This window comes from Larkinella punicea (assembly GCF_003334855.1).
Classification (GTDB): domain Bacteria; phylum Bacteroidota; class Bacteroidia; order Cytophagales; family Spirosomataceae; genus Larkinella; species Larkinella punicea.
On record NZ_QOWE01000022.1, the window covers coordinates 20,894 to 38,498 of the forward strand.

Consider the following 17,605-nt stretch of genomic DNA (forward strand, 5'->3'; position numbering starts at 1 on the left):
CGACAGCAGTTTTAGAAATACGTCGAAAAACCAAACTGAAACCCAGCGGTTCTGGCGGGTGGATTGCCCAATAAATCGGTGTGCCAGAGGTAGCGGTAATTGGCCCGGATCACCGTTGTCGGTGAAGGTCGGAAGCTGATTCCTGGCACCACCGACCAGAGTTCATCGAAGATGGGATCGCTGGTTTCCGTGAACTTGCCGACGTTGTAATCTACCCGTTCGACCCGCAGTGCGAGGTTCAGTACGGCGGTGTTCCAGCCAAAAACCCGGCGTCTGACAATCGGATGAACGACATCCAGCCAACCTCCCTGCTGCATCCGTCCAAATTGCTGGGAAAACGTGGTCGGCACGTCCACGCTGGCCCAGCACCATTCGCCATTGAGAACCGTTTTGGTCGGCAAAACAGTATTGAAATCCAGCGCCCACACGTCGACGCGACGGCGTTTGTCCAGGACCAGGCCATCGTCCTGAAATTTGTTAAATACGCCACCCATCCACGAAATGCCGATCTCACCAACCCGACGGCGCTTCAGGGCGGTTTTCAGCGTCACCATAGGAACCCCATTGAAACTTTCTTCAAATCGATCTTCATTCGCTTTGGTGGCGGGGAGCCAGGTCCGGTTTTCACCGTTGACAATGATCCGGTCATCAAACCCATTAGTCACGTAGCCTTCGTAAGCCCAAACCCAGTTGCGCCGGTAAACTTTCCCGTAAATGCCGAATCCGACATTGCTCCAGGTGGAAGGAATAATGGTCGTCGAAGAAAGTGGCCGGTCGATGAACTCCCACTTGGGGCCATCGTGGTTCTGGTTGAACGACCCGATGGGGTTCATAATGATACCCCCGCGCAGGTTCAACATGGGATTTAGTTCAATATCCAAAGCCGCAAATTCGATATTGATTTCTTTGGTGCCGTCCTCGAATTCCAGTTCCGTCAAAAATTTGATCCGTCGGTTGATCGTTGAAGCCAGGAAGATCGTCATCCGGCGCATCTGAAACGACAGCCCTTCGGTAACGCCATCCGTTTGCATGTATTGCGTGTTGGCCTCCAGGTAACCACCAACCGACACGGGTGATTTGCCCACTGACAGAAACGGTCGGTCATAGGTAGCGTCCATATTCAGTTTGAGCTGAACATCTTTGGCCGTTCGCAGGGTCGTGTCCCGACCAAATAATTGATCGAAAGCCGCCGGGTTGGACTTTGTGGTGTCGGTTTGTGCCCACGAGGTTGTCCACACCAGCAGCCCGACCATAAGTCGTAAAATGGTTTTCATAGTTAGCCAACGTGGATAAAAATGGTTTGTGGATCAGTCGATACGCGGTAAGCGGTTAGGTTTTTCTCAGCGGGGCCTTCGGTGACTTTGCCTGAGCTGTCGTACTCGCTACCGTGCGCCGGGCAGGTCAGGTGACCATCGTGCGCGTTGAGTTCATTGCCTTGATGGGTACATTTCATCAAAACCGCCGAATAGTCGTCAGCACTCCGACGGTAGAGATAAATCGGGTGCGACTGACCTTTGAGTTCGACCAATATAAACGGGCGGATACTGACTTCCCCCTTTTTGGATACCGCTTCAAATTCTTTTCGGTTGATCTGAATAATTTTACCGTTTAAAACCGGCAATTGGGCGTAATACACGCTTTTACAACCGGCCGTGAACAACGAAAGGCCAATGAGACCAGCGCAGGTGGCGCCACAGGATTTCAGAAATGTCAGGCGGTCGATGGTATGAGTTGATTGCATACGAAACTTCGATTAAGAGTTCTTATAGTGAGTTAAGAAATTGGAGGAGTTTTGAACGATCATCGGCACCGAGTTGGATGTAACGTTCCGTGGTTTTGGCGGCTTCTCCGGCGTGTAGGCGAATGGCTTCGTCCACCGACCGGGCCCTGCCGTCGTGTAGCAAATATTCCTGCCCGCCCTGCGAGTTTTTCGACAAACCCAGTCCCCAAAGCGGAGGAGTTCGCCACTCGGCGGTTTTAGCAGTACCTTCGGTATACCCATCGTCGAGCCCCTTACCCATGTCGTGCAGCAGCAAATCCGTATAGGGCGCAAACGTCTTTTTTGACAAGACGGCCACGTCCGATTGGGGCGTTGTCCACTCCGGTGTATGGCATTTGGCGCAGCCTACCTGCACAAATAGTTGCTTGCCAGCGATGACATTAGCATCTGCGGCATTACGCTGGACCGGTACGCGCAATGTGCGCAGGTAAAAAACCACATCGTTGACCCGCGACCCTGGTACTTCCGGATCGGGAACACCATCGCCCGCCTGGCCGGAAACTGCGTAATTAATCGGATCGACGGGATCGAACGGGCTGGTGATGCCCATATCCTGCTTATAGGCATTGACAGTCTGGTGCTGTAGATCGACTGCGGCCGCCTTCTTTCCAAATCGGCCAACGTAGCGTGGGGTATGACCCACGGTGGTTTGCGGTTTATGAAACCATTGCGGTTGAAAGTAGGCCGGAGCGTCAATCAGGTTGGGAACCCCGGAAATGCCGTCACTATCCTTATCATCCGGATCAGCATTAGCCAGTATTTGTTCATCAGACAAAGCGCCCAATAATCCCAGGCCCGTATTAGCTGGTGGCGTAAATCGGGAAAAAGTGGCTCCTGCAGGTATCGTCTCTGGAGAGTGTCCCCCAATGGCCCGGTTCTGAAGCTGAGGTCCACCCATCTGCATAAATGTATTTCCCGTTTCATCAATCTGACCAAAACGGGTCAGGGTGGTAAATGGGTGACCTTTCCCATCACCAGCATGACAACTCCCACAGGAGGTAGCTACGAAAGTAGGTCCCAGGCCGGTGGCCGCGGTGAAAACTTCATTATTAAAGGCTACATCACCCCGCAAAAATTGGGCATTTTGTTCGGGAGTCAAATCGCCGATTGGACCATCAAGTAATTGGTCGTCGGCCGGTGTTCCGGGTAGCAGGGCATCACAGGCACTGACTAACCAGAACAGGCTGCTCAAAATGAGCAAAACGGATATGGTTTTCATGAAGAGTCGATTTAAAGTATTCCCCCTTACTAGAAGTACTGGGTAACAGGCTATAGTGGCAGGTTCGGGCAAAGGGGGAGTGACTTTTGCCCGAATACAGCAAAATTGACGGCAACAACCGCGCATACTGACTAAGCTTATTTCCTGGTGGGGAAATAAGCAGATAGAGTCCAGCAGTAGTTGGGTGTAATTGGATTAAAGAATCGGAGGGCCTCGAGGTGAAAAAGTAAAGAAAACGGATGACCAACTTCTGGCTGTATATTGAAAAATCCGACTGATTGTCGTATCAGTTACCCACGGAGTAATCTCAAACTGAAGAAAATCATACGGAAGATAGCTGGCATGTCCGAACGATTGCAGTAAGGTCAGCTCGTTTCGGGTGTGATTATTTGGCAGGTAGGGGCAATTACCTTTCGTTGGCCAATATGGGTGAGCGTGCACAATAACCCGTCCATCCGCCAGCCGATGGGCGTGCTGGAAAAAGACGTTATTAAACAGGATCAGCGCATAAAATGCGAAGAGCAGGCTTGCTAACGGTCGACGGATCGAATTGAGTGCAGTCACTGGATAGGGCCTAAGAGTCAGTAAGATAGCGGTTTTTTAGGAAGTATAATAAAAGCGGTCGATAGTTTATAAATTTTGCAGTAATACAATGAAAGGTGGCGACTATACAGGTTTAGATTTTTTTGGCCTTTTTAAAACGAATTGGCCAGCAATCCCCGAATGCCTCTCTCTTGTAGGCTGAACGACCGGGTTACCGGCACAGTTGCATTGACGGCTTGGCTTTCGGAGTGATTGATGATTTTATTAGGTTAACTGTTACACTAAATACGAGTTTAAACGGTCTTTCGTGAAAGCCTGTAGATGCCCCACCAGGCTGTTGGTGCAAGAATCACCACGCTTGCCATGCCTGGGAAATAACCATATGGATCTGAGGTAAAAAAAGGCAAGAAAAAATGAGCAAGTTCGGTGATTCCCATCGCCGTAAAAAATGTCCAGGAAAGATAGTAACCGAAGTTATTGCTCCGCTTCACCAGAAACGGAATGAGAAGCCAGGTTCCTGCAAAAGCGTAAAGCAGATAAGCGAGAAACGAATTTGCTTCTGGGACAGGCACCCTGGTAATTTCAGAAAGCCGGGGGAAAAAGTTCATCCGACGCTCTTCGTATTTATGCAGAACAAAGAAAGCAAGTGATAAGAAGTAAGGCATTTTAATGGTCGCAAAAGAGGGTTTAGTTGATATAATCAGCCATAGAATAAAACCGCCTAAAAAACCGGACGCAAAAAAGAACATAGGCAGGAGCCCAAGTAGTATATAGCCAAGCACCAGCACCGCTATTGTAAAAAGTAGTGCAGCGATGACAGTAAATGTATCTTTTTTCATTTGGTGAAATTTTAGTAACGCCTATTTATGATACGCTGAACTAGTTTTATCCATTCCCTAATTTGAGCAGACGCTGAACTTGCACGGCCTGGAATAATTTTCCCCGTCGCGTGCGAAAACCGTGTTCGTTGAGTGTATTGGCAATAGTGGTCCAGGACTGAGCGACCTGTCGCATGGACTGAGCCAAGGCCAGCGCCCGGCGGTTGTTGAGATGCTGGCGGGCATTGAGCTGGCGGACTTCGAGGCCCCGTTGGGTTGCCGCTTGAGTGAGATTGGCCGGCGTACCCAGTTGAAAACCTGCTTTTTTTTTCTGGGCTAAAGCTTGCCGGGTTCGTTCCGAAATTAGCTCTCGCTCGTGCTGGGCCATACTCGCCATCACACCAATGGTTAGGGTGTTAGCCTGGGGCATGTCCGCACACACAAAAGAAACGCCTGAATCCTTAAGCGTAAAAATAAAAGCAATGTTACGCGTTAGCCGGTCCAGTTTGGCGATCAGTAGCACCGCTCCACTTTGCTTGCAGAAGTCGATCGCCTGGAGAAGTTGGGGTCGGTTATTATTCTTACCCGACTCAATATCGGTGAACTCGGCGAGTGTTTTTCCTTCTTTTCCTAAAAAGGAATTTACACTCGCTTTCTGAGCCTCCAAGCCTAACCCACTCGCTCCCTGCTTTTGGGTGGAGACGCGGTAGTAAACTACATATTGGTTCGAGTGGGTAGGGGTTGAAATCATGATTACAAAAATAATGCTAATTTTACATTTTCTAAACGTGCGTTGCGAAAACGTTATAAGAGCACTTTTTTTCTTACTTTTATCCGTGGAACACCTGCAAGAATCAAATTTTGTTGGAAAGGGGAAGAAGGGTTCATTTTTTCTCCCCATTCCAATACCTCTATATATAAGGAATGAAATACGTACCCTACTACCGGGTCTCGACCGCCAGCCAGGGAAAGAGTGGCCTGGGTCTTTCGGCGCAACGGGAAATTGTGAACCGGTTCCTCAAAACCGAAGATGAACTCTTACCCGAATTCATCGAAGTGGAGTCGGGCAAGAATAATAACCGTCCCCAACTGACGGCCGCCATCGCTTTTGCCAAACAACACCGGGCACGTTTACTGATTGCCAAATTGGATCGACTCAGCCGTAATGTCTCCTTTATCTTTTCCTTGCGTAATTCTGAGGTGGACTTTGTGGCCTGCGACATTCCCGATGCCAATACACTCACCGTAGGAATCATGGCGGTACTCGCCCAGCACGAACGGGAATTAATTGGCGAACGGACGCGAGCCGCTTTGCAGGCCAAGAAAGCCCAGGGGTATACATTAGGGATGCCCAATATCACGCCGGCCATTACGCAGAAGGGTTTGGAAATCCGTCAGCAGAACGCGCGCAGCCATCAGGCCAATTTGCAAGCGGCTGAACTCGTCCGGTTGTATCGTAAAGATGGACTCACGTATGCGGCTGTCGCGGAGCGCTTAAATGCTATGGGCTATCGAACCCGAAGAGGGAACAAATTCTTTGCCATGAGTGCCCAACGATTAGATGCAAAAACGCAATGATTACTTTTGTAAGGCAATGATATACAGGTATATAAATTCCTGATCTACTATTTTTAATCCGTATGATGAAAGGTGTTTAAAGCAAGCCCAGGTATGCAAATCAGGAAATAGTGCGGATCTAAATCTTGACTACGGCAAACGTTTGATGAAGTAATTACACAGGAAACCCCAACATTGACTACCGAAATCAAGGACACTTTCGAGGGTTTATCTGCTGATTTTAGGCACTGCTGGTCCGCTAATCCCGGTTTAAATACAAAAAAAATAACGAAAAAATGTGTTAATTGTCTTATTTTATATATTAAATAGTTGTATTATATGATATAAATGATTATATTTATATCATAATCAATGAGTTAAACACGTAATTATTGACCCCTATGCAACCTAAGAAATTAACCTCCGCTAATGACATTGATGTGTTTCAAAAGGTCACCAACCTGTTTATTGAAAAGCTCGAAAACGGCGTGAACCCTTGGGTTAAATCGTGGTCTACCGTGGGATTGGTCCCCCAGAATTATTTCAATAAAAATACGTATCAGGGGATTAATTTGTTCCTGCTGTCGCTCAGCCCGTATGATGTACCGTTCTTTTGCACCTTTAACCAGGCCCGGGAAAACGGCGGCACCATCAAAAAAGGGGCGAAATCACTACCGGTTATTTACTGGAATTTTGTGGACAGCAAAACCGAAACGATCACGGGCCCCGATGGAACCGAGCAACCTAAGAAAAAGGCCTTTATCAAGTATTACAACGTCTTTAACATCCGCGATGTCGAAGGCATTGACTTTGTGTTGCCCGCTCTCCCAACGAATCCGAATGAACCGATTCAGATTTGTGAAACCATCGTTGCCCAGATGCCGCAAGCCCCCGCTATTCGGCACACCAACAAAGCCCGAGCCTATTACAGCCCCTCGGCTGATTTAGTCAATATGCCGGATCAAGAACAGTTTTCCAGTTCAAAGACGTATTACAGCGTTTTATTCCACGAGCTGACCCACAGTACCGGTCATGAAAGCCGGTTGAACCGGGAGGGAGTCACGGAGCTTTGCCCGTTTGGTTCGACCAATTATTCGAAGGAAGAATTAGTCGCCGAATTGGGTGCCGCCTTTCTAAATACGTTTACCGGCATCGCTGATGAAACTTTACTGGATAATTCAGCCGCCTACTTAAAAGGCTGGTTGAAGCCGCTACGGGACGATAAGAAATTCATTTTCTGGGCCGCCAAAGAGGCACAAAAAGCGGTTCAGTTCATCGCTCCGGTCCTGAGCGATCTACAGCCCGAACCCCTGGAATAACGCCAGCCAAAGGCCCGCAGTAAAGCGGGCCACTTTTTTTCACAACGGCCCGGCTTTGCCGGGATCCCAGAACAACCATTGGGGTGAAAATTAGCGAATCGATGGGAAAACCACTTGATTTGTGCGGATTTACGCCTATTGACCAGCAACCGAGAGGGCTCTTACTGGGTTTTGAGGTCGTTGGTACCGAGTACCGACTCGAGCATAGCGATCACCGAACGGCTCGTAACACCGCCCAATGGCGGCTATTCGTTTTACCTGACCGGATGACCCGGATAGGCACGTTTTTATCGTCCTATCGGAACCTGAAATTTTGACTTGTAAAATCGTCATGGAACAAACCAACTCAAATCACGTATTGCCCGTAAAAAAGCAACACTTCTGGCAAGTGGGTGACCTTGCCCGGAGTGTACTGCAAGCGAACCCAACCGTTGCGATACTACTCGAACCCAACCGTTTTGTTTGGGTTACGATGGACGGTGCATGTTGTCATATTCCCCCAGATGAAATGGAATTCGATCATAACACCCTATTACGGTATCAGTACGCGGGGGAGCAAGAGGTCTTGATTGATTATGAACTGGAATTTTTTACGCCCTACTTTCATTAGTAAAAATGCCTTCAATGGACAGCAAAGGGATGTGTTTATAGAATATTGTGCGATCCGCACCTAGATACTGAATCGGTTCAGAAGACCAATTTGATTAAACGAAAATTTCGGGTTACCTACCATGGAATCACCCATCAAGCAGGCTTATTTAGATTATCAGGAAAAATTACAGGCATTAGCGCAAACTATCAAAGCGCAGGTCCGCGCAAACGCCAGCCTGAAAGCAGTGCAGGCAGCGCTGGATATTACCGCAGCGATGTACTACCAACGCTTAAAATATCCTCAGAACATCCCTGAACAAGAAATTGATGCGTTAACCAAACTGGTGCAAAATGACACCATCGCGCAGCGATATAAAGAAACCATTGAATTCGGCCAGCAGTTGAGTGAAACGGTTGCGGATAGTCTGAGAAACACCCAGATTACCGTTACCTTCCTTTGTAAGAAGTTAGGTATTAATACATCCAGTTATCACCGGAAACAAAAAGACCCCCGTTTGTGGGATCAGGCCGAAATCGAAAGAATTGCTCAGGTCATTGAAATCATTAAACGGCTTTAAAAAAGTAGCGCATTTAGATTCACGTAGTCCGCAGTTATTAAGCGTTAAAATGCCCCGGGTTTAGAACCCAAAAAGAAATAAATTTTATTGCCGTGATTGCACATAAAAACAACTATTTAGTTTTATAAATCATTAATTTACAACGATTTACCTATATTGTTTCTTGTTTTATAATATCATTATGTTAACTAAATATCAAATCTAATGTTCATTAAGTTCCGTAAGTCATTTTATTCTGAAGTAATAAAAATTTACTGAAACAAACTATCTTATCCCTCCAAGTTAAATTAATTTTCCAATATTCAGAGCAAGGGTTATAAAGCAATATCGTAAATAAATAAATTCATAATAATTTATACTTAATTACTACCGAAATATCTAATTTGTGGACAAGTTCAAACAAATATTCTAGCTTGTCACATATTTCACTTACAGACATTAAATATTCAGTATTGAGAGAAAGATTTTCCGTGAAATATTGAAGAAACTTTTCATCTATTATTCCATTCCTATGAGAATATAAATGCCTTATTTGAAGGAGTTTTTCAACTTCTTGTTGTATTGGTTCCGTGAAAACATTCAAATCTTTTATTTGATTATTTTCTTTAATAAATCCTTTGACACTTCCTTTCTGCAATTTAAGCAATTTTTGTTTTGCATAATATTTTACAAATTCTTGTAAATCAATACAATTTAATACTTCCTCAATTGTAACTAATTCTTTTGATTTTAATGTTAATGGGTTGGCTAAATATATTTCATATAATATATCAGATAAATAAGTTTCGAAGTTGTCTACAAAAGACGAATACAATATTTTAGATAATATTCTGCCTTCTATATTTGTAGTGGGTATTGTAACATCTTCAGGATAAAGAATTGTTTTAAGATCATCAATAATCTTTAAAATGCTTTGATAATGTTCCAGTAATTTTATCTTTGAACTTGTGGCGTTTAACTTTTGAATTTCGATACGAGAATTGATTTCTTTAATTCTTTTATACCCATTTAGGTTAAACGTTGTTTCGCTAGGATTAAAGATATAGTTAGAAATACCATCTCTTTTATATATTTTTCCTTCAACTGAAATAAGAGTTTCTGATTTTTCAACTTTAATCGCATATATTTTTTTGTCGTTTAAGGATACATATTGATATAATATTGAGATTTGAGGAGTCAATAAATCTAAAGCTTTATGAGTTATTGAATTAGCATGAAAATCGTTGCTTAACCCGATGACCTCAATTCTACCACTTGAATGTTGATAAATACCTAATAAAATATAGCCACCTTCCGTATTAGCAAATCCACTTATTAATTGAGCTAAATTTCGTGATGGAGGTAGGACGGCCCTATATTCTATTTTTTGCTCTTCTCGTTCTTCTATTATTTGCGAGACCTCTTGTGTAATATCCATAGTTAAACGGGGATTCTATTAATTCCAATAGTTTTTAAAATTTCCCCTAAAGTTAATTGTCTAGGAAGATCCCTTCCATTATCAATCCATAATTCTGCATTATCATAATATAACGAATCTTTTTCAGAAGAATAATATAAGATTACTTCCCCATTATCTGAGGGACGTATTACGATATTAATAAATAAACCATCTTTTTTAATGCCTCCAATGACTGTTGTTGCTAATTCATCTATTTCAGTACAATCGTAGTTCTGTAACGATGCTAAATGATCTATGATATTATTCTTTGCACGTTTAATAATTGACTGTGCATAGTGGAACATTTCTAAGCTTGGTTTTGATGAATGAATAAATTGATTTGAAATGTTTAAATCTCCAAAAGCAGAATTTAAATCTTCATCATTGGAAATACCTAAACTAGCAAGTAATTCTTTTGTAAGTTCGATTTGTTTAGATACATTCACATTGTTAATTATAAGTTGGAATTTATTTTTTAAATCCTCTAAGCTGGAAATATTGCTTGTTTTAAAGAAAAGTTTTAATTCATCAATATTTTCAAATATCTTTGGATTACTTTCTATTGCTTCAGCAAGTTCAGCTATTTTTGAGAGATCAGTTTTTGCCCGCATCACTTTATATAAGCTTTCTTTATCCTCTATAGTATTCAAAAATAACTCGGCTCGATTATTATATAAATCGGCAAATAAGCTTTTACCTAAAGCGGGATTTGCTTCAAACCACTCCGACAACATACTGATTGCCAGGATAGAATCTTTATCATATACTTTGAGAATTTTGATTCTTTCAGTTATTTTTGACGCTATATCTCTTTGTTCTTTTACCTGATATCTGCCAAAATTAACCTTTTGATGCAACAACAGATCTTTCCAATCTACTTTTAGTAAAGATAATATTTCAATTAAAGTATTGTCTTTTATTTTATCTAAGTATAATTCATCATACTTTTTAAAAACACCATTTTTATTTGGTATGATTGCATGTTTTCTCAATAAAACATCGTTAAGCTCTTCTTTAAATAAAAAAGAACATACTTCATTCAACCATGTAAAAACTTCACTATCGTCTTTGTTTAGGTTACTACCTAAATCTGTTATATTTTTTATTTTTTCTATATCAATTATTAGCTCTTTATATCCAAGTTTGTTCCATTCGTCCCAAGCTAAATCGCACCATCGATGTAAGTGCTCTTTCTTACAAACAGCGCTTGGAAATAAATCAAAATTATACTGTCAAATTTTTTCTCTTAGTTTATTTTCATATGATTTCATTGGAAACCATAGATCTTGGATAGATTTTTTTTCACCTATTTCGCTTTCTATTTCAACTATCTTGGCATTAAATACATAATCTTTAACTCTTTTATGGATATGATTTTTAAACCATAATTCGTCAAAATAATCTAGATTTGTCAAAGGAAATCTAGATTCTACAATGTTAAATAAATTTTTAAATTCATTGTTTTGTAAATCATTAATCAAATCGATATAAATTTCCATTGCCGTTTCAAGTAGATATTTATTTTTATCTACTTCTGGGTCATCACTTCCTTTTAGCCAGATGCCATCTCTTTCTGTTTGTGGACTAAAATAAAAGCTATTTACAATTACAGGTAAATAAAATGTTTCAGTGCCAATTAGAGGAAAATCACAAAATAATTTTGGAATGTCTCCTATGTATTTTATTTTATATTCTTCATTTTTAATCTCAACTTCTGTTGCAATACACACTTCGTCTTTAGTTGAAAATAGAATATGTATATCTGTTTTATTTCCATTTTCAGATTTAGTAATTGTTTTTATATATTTATTGTGTACAATGCTAGTATTTTCGTATGTTACATTCTTGTCTTTAATATTGTCTATTATTACTACATCTCCTATTTTCGGGATAAAAGTTAGAACGTATGGCAATAAAATTAAAAATTCTTCTAAACCTATTCTTGCGATCTCTTTCTGCTTATCTGTTTCTAAAAAATAATAGAATGATGTGTTGAACCCATTTTCAAGGTCACTTAAATTTATTTTTTTTGTTGACTTATGAAATTCTATCCAAGCATTTTCGATCTGTGGTATTAGTTCATTTGTAGATTTACCAGTTCTATCTAATGTAAATTCGAAAAGATGATGATTTTTTTCATTATCTTCTACCACACCTTTAACTTTTATTAATTTTGTTAAAATGTGGGTTGTTAAAAAGCCTGTACCAAATCTCCCTGTCTTTTTCGTTTCACAGCCTTCTTCTTTCTCTTTAGATGATATTTGATTTATTATTCCTCTAATATCTTGCTCTGAAAAATAAAGTCCATTATGTTTAAATTCTACGCTATTTTCATTTAAAATTATTTGTATTGATAAAGATTTTTGCTCATCGTCGGCGATGTTATCTTTCGCATTTTGTAATAATTCCCATGCCCATCTACCCTGATTTTTTTCTTTAGTCTTTTCAAGATCATGAAGCCTTTTCAATATTTTTTCTGCTATTGACCTATTTCCATCTTCCTTTCTACCCTCTTCAATTGATTGTATCATATTTTTACTAATGTTAAGTTTAATTAAAGGCCCAAATTACCACTCATGATCTATGTTCTAGATTAATGTCAACTGGTTAAAGTACTTGCAATTCTACTAATTTATTATTCCGTTTAAGGTATCCAATTTTGATGAAATTTAGTCGAGTTTTATTCTGTCATTAAATATAAAGTGGTTTTAATTATTATTTTTTATACAGATACTTCTATTGAATTTTAATATCATATTATGATAATAAGAATTTAAAATTTCCCCATATTGTTTCTTTAATATATTCGTAATCCTTATTCCAAATCTGGCTAATCACACTGACTGTCGTTTTTAGGCTCAATATTCGTGAGGATATTTGTTCGTCTAATGTAAATGGCGCATCTGTTTCGGTTACTAATTTATCGATAGGAATTAAAGTGGCCAACTGCTTCCCTTTATTAGATAGCAGCATTCTATGGTTAACTGAAAAGTAAAAACCTGCTTCTATTGCTGCCTTTAATTCGTGATGGTTACCAGAAAACCAGTGCATTATTATTTTAGTACCATTAAACTCCAGTTTTTTTGATTTTAAGTAATTGATCACTTCCGTTGCAGCGTTTCTGCTATGTACCGTTAAGATTTTACGTTCTGACCGTTCACATTGGGTAATAATATGATTGAATACGCTTATTTGCTCTGACCAAGTATTTTTTAAGGAAGCTGAGCCATCAAGGCCAATCTCACCAATGTAGCGGGTAGACCCGCTACATTGATTGAATATTGTTAATTGTTGTTTTTTTTGAACTTGTATACGGTCGTCGGCTAATACTTCTGGATGAAAGCCTAAAGCAACTTTAATATTGGAGCATTGAGCAAATAAGGATTGATTTGGAATAAACAGATAAGGTGCATTAGTCACTGTAAGGCTCTTTATACCATTATTTTCAATTTGTGGGTTGTGTTGAATATTCGGAAATAGGTCTAAATGACAGTGAGTATCAATGTATGTTACCATTATTTAAGATTGACTTGGCTAATGTAAGCTTCGACTTCGTCCAAACCACGATTATATAGATCGACATAATCAGCTACATTTTTTAATGGACCAGTTAGTCGGATGGCGGAAGCAATGTAATTAGGTTTTCTTTTTCGCATTTCTAACATATATTTAAAGGCCATTGTATCAGCGCCTTCTGATTTTTTTGTGCTTAGAAAAATAGTTGAGCCAATGATAGTTCCCCTATTGGGTGAGGTATCGACTAAACCGGCTTTTTGAAAGGCTGCACTCCGGATTAAGCAGGGCACACAATGCATACAGTGTCGATTCCCATACCCCGTTGTTGAGGATCGCCTTGTGGCCGGATGACTGCATGACATCGTTCCAGATGTTGCGGCAAGCGTTGGATAGGCACATTTGCTTAACATTTCCCCTTTTGTTTTAAACTGATATGGATTGTAGAAGGAATTTGTTAAGCCAAGTCCAGTTAATAATTGGTTCATCAATTGAATGTAGTATGGATGTGTAGTTCGGGTACTGTAAGCACCTTGACGATTAAGAGTTAACGGCAAATTCAAGCTTATTAATCCATTTTCCGGTACGATTACACGGGTATTACTTCCAATGCCAGCTGCACATATAATACCAAGGGCAAAAAATAGAAATGAACGCCCTCGCTCTGTTTTTTCTTCTCCTCGCACTCCTAGTGCCTTGTTTTTAGGTGCCCTAATATAACCTTTGAAGCGAATTATATTGGCAAATGGGAAGTGTACTTTTAATGCCTCATGGCAAATTCTTTGAAAAGGAGATACATCTGCACTTTTATAATGCCCTACCAATAACGGAACTCGATTATCACTAAGTAGATCGATCGCGCCAATGAAACTATCTAACCCACCCGAGAACAGGCATACATCATCTGGTTTATGCGTCAGACCAATATGACGTTTGGCATATAACTTATTTGGTGACAAGGTAAATTCTGGATCTGATCGATCACGAAAGTATATTGACCAAAAGTCTCCGGTTAGGAACTGTAAAATGCGTTGGATTAATTCTTTTTGGCTATTCCAGAGTTCAACGTTCTTTACGGGAACAAATAAGGATAACTCCCGTGTCCAGGAATCTTGACTATAATGAAATCGACTAACTGTTATATCAATTGTAAAAACCGCACTCGCCAGCATCAGCAAGTCCATTGTATCTTCACCCGGATGCAGATGCATTTTTTTCAATTGCTCAACGAGTCCATTGATATTTATACCTGAACCCAAAAAATGATAGTCACCAAAACTGGCTACATCAATTCGATCAAACGGTTGACCCGTTAAATCAGGGCCGTTATCCGTTGGTCCAATTTTAAAAATTAAGGCTACCTTATTCATTTTTCCAGAACCGTTAATGCTAATTGATAAATGCTTTCCATTCTTACATTTACATCATCAGGGAGTTGCGGATTGGTATCTGACAATTCGGCGATGATATCACTGTGTACCGCTCCACTTATAATTTGGTATAAGTCATCGATTATTGTAACGCACGTGGCTGGATCATGTTCTTCAGTGGTCAGCGAAGAACCAATGTCATTAATTACCCGGCATACTAAGCTTTCCTCAATAAAAATTGCCACTATTTCGTTGATCTCGGCCACGGTAAGGTTGTCTAGATCGACAGTGCCTACGGATACCACTCGTTCTACAGCCAACGCATAGGCCTGACGGGCTAATGCATCATCCAATAGGCCAGTAACCGGACTGACTACATCGCTGAGGGCACTAAGTATATCCAATACAGACCCTCCTGTATAGGCTGCTAAATCTAAACGTGTTAATATACTAGTTTCTCCACTCTGGCGAAATTCATTGAGAACGTCACTTAGATTCTGTGCCGTCTGAACGGAGGAGTACATACGCCGGGAAAGTACAGTACTTCCCCCACTGGATGTCCGGATGTACTCCCGCAGTGCTTTTTGTAAGCTACCTTTATCCGACCCCCTTGATCTGACATATTCTTTAAAACTACTACGCGCAACACGGTACCGATTTGCAGGCTGTTGAACTAGAGGAGGGACTGGAATAATAGGAGGTTTTTCAAGCGGAACTGTATCGTCCGGCTTGGTTTGGTTGTCTGGGTCTTCTTCATATTCCTGATCTGGATCAGGAGGAAGAGGGGGCAGTGGCGGTAGCGTAGGCCAATCAGGTAAAAGTGGCGTTGTCGGCCGTGGACCGTTTCTAGAGGTAGAGGTTCCCAAAGTGTAATTTACTTTAAAGGTTTAGTGGTTTTCTTTCGTCCATGAATCAACTTTTTGAAGGTCTCATTGACCTCCGTCGATTGCAGCCAATTTTGCTTCATTGTAGCAACCTTAGCTTGTGCTGTAGACGAGGTTAATTCATCTAATTTAAAAACCACCCATGCTTTCAGTTCGCCAGGATTTATTGATTCCAGCAGACTCAATATTTCTAATTCTCGGGCTTCTTCTGAAAAATGGCTATTTAACTTTAAAAGGCCATCTAAAATAGGTGGGCTGCTTGCCCAACCAGTATTATGCCGAAGTTCGTCTAACAGCCGATTTGAGATTACTTTTGATTCGGCGGGTTGTAATCCTTTAAGTATTGGTTCTACCTGAGCTAATGTTAACCGGTTACCCGTGCTCAACATGGTCAGTAAATCACTCAGTTTTTTTGGTAGCTCCTGATCTGACCCGAAAGAGATTGTTTTTTCACGGGAAATAAAAATATAAGGCCGTAGATCAATCATTCCCAGAGCTGGCTTCAACGAAGCCCATTTGTATAGATCTTCGTTAAATGCATTAGCATCCTCACCTTGTTTTTTAGCTTGTTTTTTGGCCGCTGTTGATTTAGAGTCAGATTCTCCTATTAAAGCCTCTACAGCTGCTACAGACTTTGATTTTCCATCCTCAGCCGCCAGTGATTCATCCATAACTACCTGAAACTGTTGGCTGTAAAATCGCTCTAAAATCATCAGTTTAGCTAACATGTCTAACTCAACTAGCTTACCAATTCCCGATATTTTAGCGATGCGCATCCGTAAAAAAAGCGTATTCAAGAACCGTTTTATGTTGCGGGGGTTGCCCTTTAATCCATCCGCCAGCACATTTCCCAATTGACCCGCGATTGCTATTACCGTTCGAATTTCTGGCGCTTCGTGCCCTAACGCATCTTCAATCAGTTTACTATCCAGTACTACATTGTCGAAAGGCGTTTTCTTAGATGACTCGAATTTTGCCGCAATTAGCGATAACGTTTCAGCCTCAGCTTGCAGGTGATTTTGTAGCAGAAGAAAACCAATGTAGTTACTAGTCTGTAGCCGATTTAAGGACGGAATTCGAATAGGAATTTGGACCAGCTTCTCCAGGTAATTCCGGGTGTATTCGGTCCGATCAATAGGGAGGTCCGGGAAATGTTTACGCACGGCATATTCAATTAGATTTTCGTCCGCAGAGAGAACAAATACTGTTCCTTCGACAAATAAGAATAGCCGAATAGCTTCTAGGATTTCGATAATTGTTGTGGGTAAACACCGATCAAGATCATCTACTAAGACCACTAGTTTTTCGACATTAGCCGTTTGAATAAGTTGCTTGAACTCCGAGCGAAATTGATGAAATAAGCCTGGTACGGTGCCATTTATCTCATCCCGGATGAATTCTTCATAATCAATCTCTTTCCCCTGTTTGTCTTCCTTACTGTCTTTCTCTTGTTTTTTTCCAGCAAATAAATTAGCAATAAAGGAGAGCGCACCGTGCCCAGCGACCACCGGTGCAGCCTCGGGAACAAGGGCTGCAGTAGCCGCCGTAGCGGCTAGCGACATCATTGCCCCTGCCCCCGCTTTCGCCACTTTAAACCAGTTGATTTTTGCAAGCAGTTTCTTTCCCAGACTTAATACTTTCTGGTTTTTAGGCTGATGACGAACCAATTCGGAAACGATTGACTCCATCAGCGCTGATTTTGTATCCTCGTAGCCTTGAAATAGCCAACCATTAAACGTCACGGCCAATACTGTACTATCCCCTTCAAACTGAGCCTGAATAAAACTTAGGACCGATGACTTTCCAGCTCCCCAATCCCCATAAACGCCTATTGTTAAAGGGCGCAAATGTTGTTCTTCAATGATACTGGTAATCGTTTGTGCAATTTTTGCATGACCCAAAAAATCAATCGTTGATTCTTTATCGTTCCACATAGTTCAGTGATGATATAATATAAATACCACCGTTTAGCTGTCATCAAGATTAAACGTACTT

The 17,605-nt window shown here is 41.3% G+C and carries 17 protein-coding genes; 4 read left to right on the forward strand and 13 right to left on the reverse strand.

The features are described from left to right. Positions 1–11 precede the first annotated feature (11 nt). The 6 genes from DUE52_RS23395 to DUE52_RS23415 all read right to left on the reverse strand — a co-directional run bounded on the left by DUE52_RS23395 (position 12) and on the right by DUE52_RS23415 (position 5,111). Complete coding sequence (locus DUE52_RS23395) at positions 12–1,274, reverse strand: hypothetical protein (protein WP_114408493.1); 1,263 nt, start codon at positions 1,272–1,274, stop codon at positions 12–14. 2 nt (positions 1,275–1,276) lie between these two features. Then, positions 1,277–1,741: a QcrA and Rieske domain-containing protein gene (locus tag DUE52_RS23400; RefSeq protein WP_114408494.1), complete on the reverse strand. Its 465-nt coding sequence runs from the start codon at positions 1,739–1,741 to the stop codon at positions 1,277–1,279. A 22-nt stretch (positions 1,742–1,763) separates the two neighbouring features. Further along, positions 1,764–2,999 (reverse strand): di-heme oxidoredictase family protein, encoded by a 1,236-nt coding sequence (locus tag DUE52_RS23405; RefSeq protein ID WP_114408495.1) that lies wholly within the window; start codon positions 2,997–2,999, stop codon positions 1,764–1,766. A 195-nt stretch (positions 3,000–3,194) separates the two neighbouring features. Further along, positions 3,195–3,563 carry a DUF8478 family putative metalloprotein gene (locus tag DUE52_RS33225; RefSeq protein WP_510186375.1) on the reverse strand — a complete coding sequence of 123 codons (369 nt, stop codon included), beginning with the start codon at positions 3,561–3,563 and terminating at the stop codon, positions 3,195–3,197. 272 nt (positions 3,564–3,835) lie between these two features. After that, complete coding sequence (locus DUE52_RS23410; protein WP_114408496.1) at positions 3,836–4,381, reverse strand: hypothetical protein; 546 nt, start codon at positions 4,379–4,381, stop codon at positions 3,836–3,838. A gap of 46 nt (positions 4,382–4,427) precedes the next feature. Further along, complete coding sequence (locus DUE52_RS23415; protein ID WP_114408497.1) at positions 4,428–5,111, reverse strand: recombinase family protein; 684 nt, start codon at positions 5,109–5,111, stop codon at positions 4,428–4,430. 173 nt (positions 5,112–5,284) lie between these two features. On the opposite strand from DUE52_RS23415, the gene DUE52_RS23420 reads away from it, so the two are divergent. The 4 genes from DUE52_RS23420 (at position 5,285) to DUE52_RS23435 (ending at position 8,405) form a co-directional block, all read left to right on the forward strand. After that, positions 5,285–5,938 carry a recombinase family protein gene (locus DUE52_RS23420; RefSeq protein WP_114408498.1) on the forward strand — a complete coding sequence of 218 codons (654 nt, stop codon included), beginning with the start codon at positions 5,285–5,287 and terminating at the stop codon, positions 5,936–5,938. 380 nt (positions 5,939–6,318) lie between these two features. After that, positions 6,319–7,236, forward strand: a complete 918-nt coding sequence (locus DUE52_RS23425) for an ArdC family protein (RefSeq protein ID WP_114408499.1) — start codon at positions 6,319–6,321, stop codon at positions 7,234–7,236. A 331-nt stretch (positions 7,237–7,567) separates the two neighbouring features. Beyond that, positions 7,568–7,846, forward strand: a complete 279-nt coding sequence (locus DUE52_RS23430) for a hypothetical protein (protein WP_114408500.1) — start codon at positions 7,568–7,570, stop codon at positions 7,844–7,846. A 121-nt stretch (positions 7,847–7,967) separates the two neighbouring features. Then, a complete protein-coding gene (locus tag DUE52_RS23435; RefSeq protein WP_114408501.1) occupies positions 7,968–8,405 on the forward strand; it encodes a hypothetical protein in 438 nt (145 codons plus the stop codon). 343 nt (positions 8,406–8,748) lie between these two features. On the opposite strand, the gene DUE52_RS23440 is transcribed toward DUE52_RS23435, so the two are convergent. From DUE52_RS23440 to qatA, 7 genes are all read right to left on the reverse strand, one after another. Then, on the reverse strand, positions 8,749–9,822 hold the full coding sequence (locus DUE52_RS23440; RefSeq protein ID WP_114408502.1) for an AlbA family DNA-binding domain-containing protein: 1,074 nt from the start codon (positions 9,820–9,822) through the stop codon (positions 8,749–8,751). Between the two features lie 2 nt (positions 9,823–9,824). After that, positions 9,825–10,886: a hypothetical protein gene (locus tag DUE52_RS32665; protein WP_114408503.1), complete on the reverse strand. Its 1,062-nt coding sequence runs from the start codon at positions 10,884–10,886 to the stop codon at positions 9,825–9,827. Positions 10,887–11,075: 189 nt separating this feature from the next. After that, entirely contained in the window at positions 11,076–12,374 is a 1,299-nt protein-coding gene (locus tag DUE52_RS32670) for a sacsin N-terminal ATP-binding-like domain-containing protein (protein ID WP_165841013.1), read from the reverse strand. Between the two features lie 226 nt (positions 12,375–12,600). After that, positions 12,601–13,359 carry a Qat anti-phage system TatD family nuclease QatD gene (qatD, locus tag DUE52_RS23455; protein WP_114408505.1) on the reverse strand — a complete coding sequence of 253 codons (759 nt, stop codon included), beginning with the start codon at positions 13,357–13,359 and terminating at the stop codon, positions 12,601–12,603. Continuing rightward, on the reverse strand, positions 13,359–14,726 hold the full coding sequence (gene qatC, locus DUE52_RS23460; RefSeq protein ID WP_114408506.1) for a Qat anti-phage system QueC-like protein QatC: 1,368 nt from the start codon (positions 14,724–14,726) through the stop codon (positions 13,359–13,361). Before qatC ends, qatD begins: the two co-directional genes overlap by 1 nt. Continuing rightward, entirely contained in the window at positions 14,723–15,592 is an 870-nt protein-coding gene (qatB, locus tag DUE52_RS32185; protein WP_133299925.1) for a Qat anti-phage system associated protein QatB, read from the reverse strand. Before qatB ends, qatC begins: the two co-directional genes overlap by 4 nt. 8 nt (positions 15,593–15,600) lie before the next feature. Further along, positions 15,601–17,544, reverse strand: a complete 1,944-nt coding sequence (gene qatA, locus DUE52_RS23470) for a Qat anti-phage system ATPase QatA (protein ID WP_114408508.1) — start codon at positions 17,542–17,544, stop codon at positions 15,601–15,603. Positions 17,545–17,605 lie beyond the last annotated feature (61 nt).

Excerpts from the sequence above, each read along its gene's own strand:
- DUE52_RS23395 (WP_114408493.1), bottom strand. The coding sequence starts at position 1,274 with ATGAAAACCATTTTACGACTTATGGTCGGGCTGCTGGTGTGGACAACC.
- DUE52_RS23400 (WP_114408494.1), bottom strand. The coding sequence starts at position 1,741 with ATGCAATCAACTCATACCATCGACCGCCTGACATTTCTGAAATCCTGT.
- DUE52_RS23405 (WP_114408495.1), bottom strand. The coding sequence starts at position 2,999 with ATGAAAACCATATCCGTTTTGCTCATTTTGAGCAGCCTGTTCTGGTTA.
- DUE52_RS23410 (WP_114408496.1), bottom strand. The coding sequence starts at position 4,381 with ATGAAAAAAGATACATTTACTGTCATCGCTGCACTACTTTTTACAATA.
- DUE52_RS23415 (WP_114408497.1), bottom strand. The coding sequence starts at position 5,111 with ATGATTTCAACCCCTACCCACTCGAACCAATATGTAGTTTACTACCGC.
- DUE52_RS23420 (WP_114408498.1), top strand. The coding sequence starts at position 5,285 with ATGAAATACGTACCCTACTACCGGGTCTCGACCGCCAGCCAGGGAAAG.
- DUE52_RS23425 (WP_114408499.1), top strand. The coding sequence starts at position 6,319 with ATGCAACCTAAGAAATTAACCTCCGCTAATGACATTGATGTGTTTCAA.
- DUE52_RS23430 (WP_114408500.1), top strand. The coding sequence starts at position 7,568 with ATGGAACAAACCAACTCAAATCACGTATTGCCCGTAAAAAAGCAACAC.
- DUE52_RS23435 (WP_114408501.1), top strand. The coding sequence starts at position 7,968 with ATGGAATCACCCATCAAGCAGGCTTATTTAGATTATCAGGAAAAATTA.
- DUE52_RS23440 (WP_114408502.1), bottom strand. The coding sequence starts at position 9,822 with ATGGATATTACACAAGAGGTCTCGCAAATAATAGAAGAACGAGAAGAG.
- DUE52_RS32670 (WP_165841013.1), bottom strand. The coding sequence starts at position 12,374 with ATGATACAATCAATTGAAGAGGGTAGAAAGGAAGATGGAAATAGGTCA.
- qatD (WP_114408505.1), bottom strand. The coding sequence starts at position 13,359 with ATGGTAACATACATTGATACTCACTGTCATTTAGACCTATTTCCGAAT.
- qatC (WP_114408506.1), bottom strand. The coding sequence starts at position 14,726 with ATGAATAAGGTAGCCTTAATTTTTAAAATTGGACCAACGGATAACGGC.
- qatA (WP_114408508.1), bottom strand. The coding sequence starts at position 17,544 with ATGTGGAACGATAAAGAATCAACGATTGATTTTTTGGGTCATGCAAAA.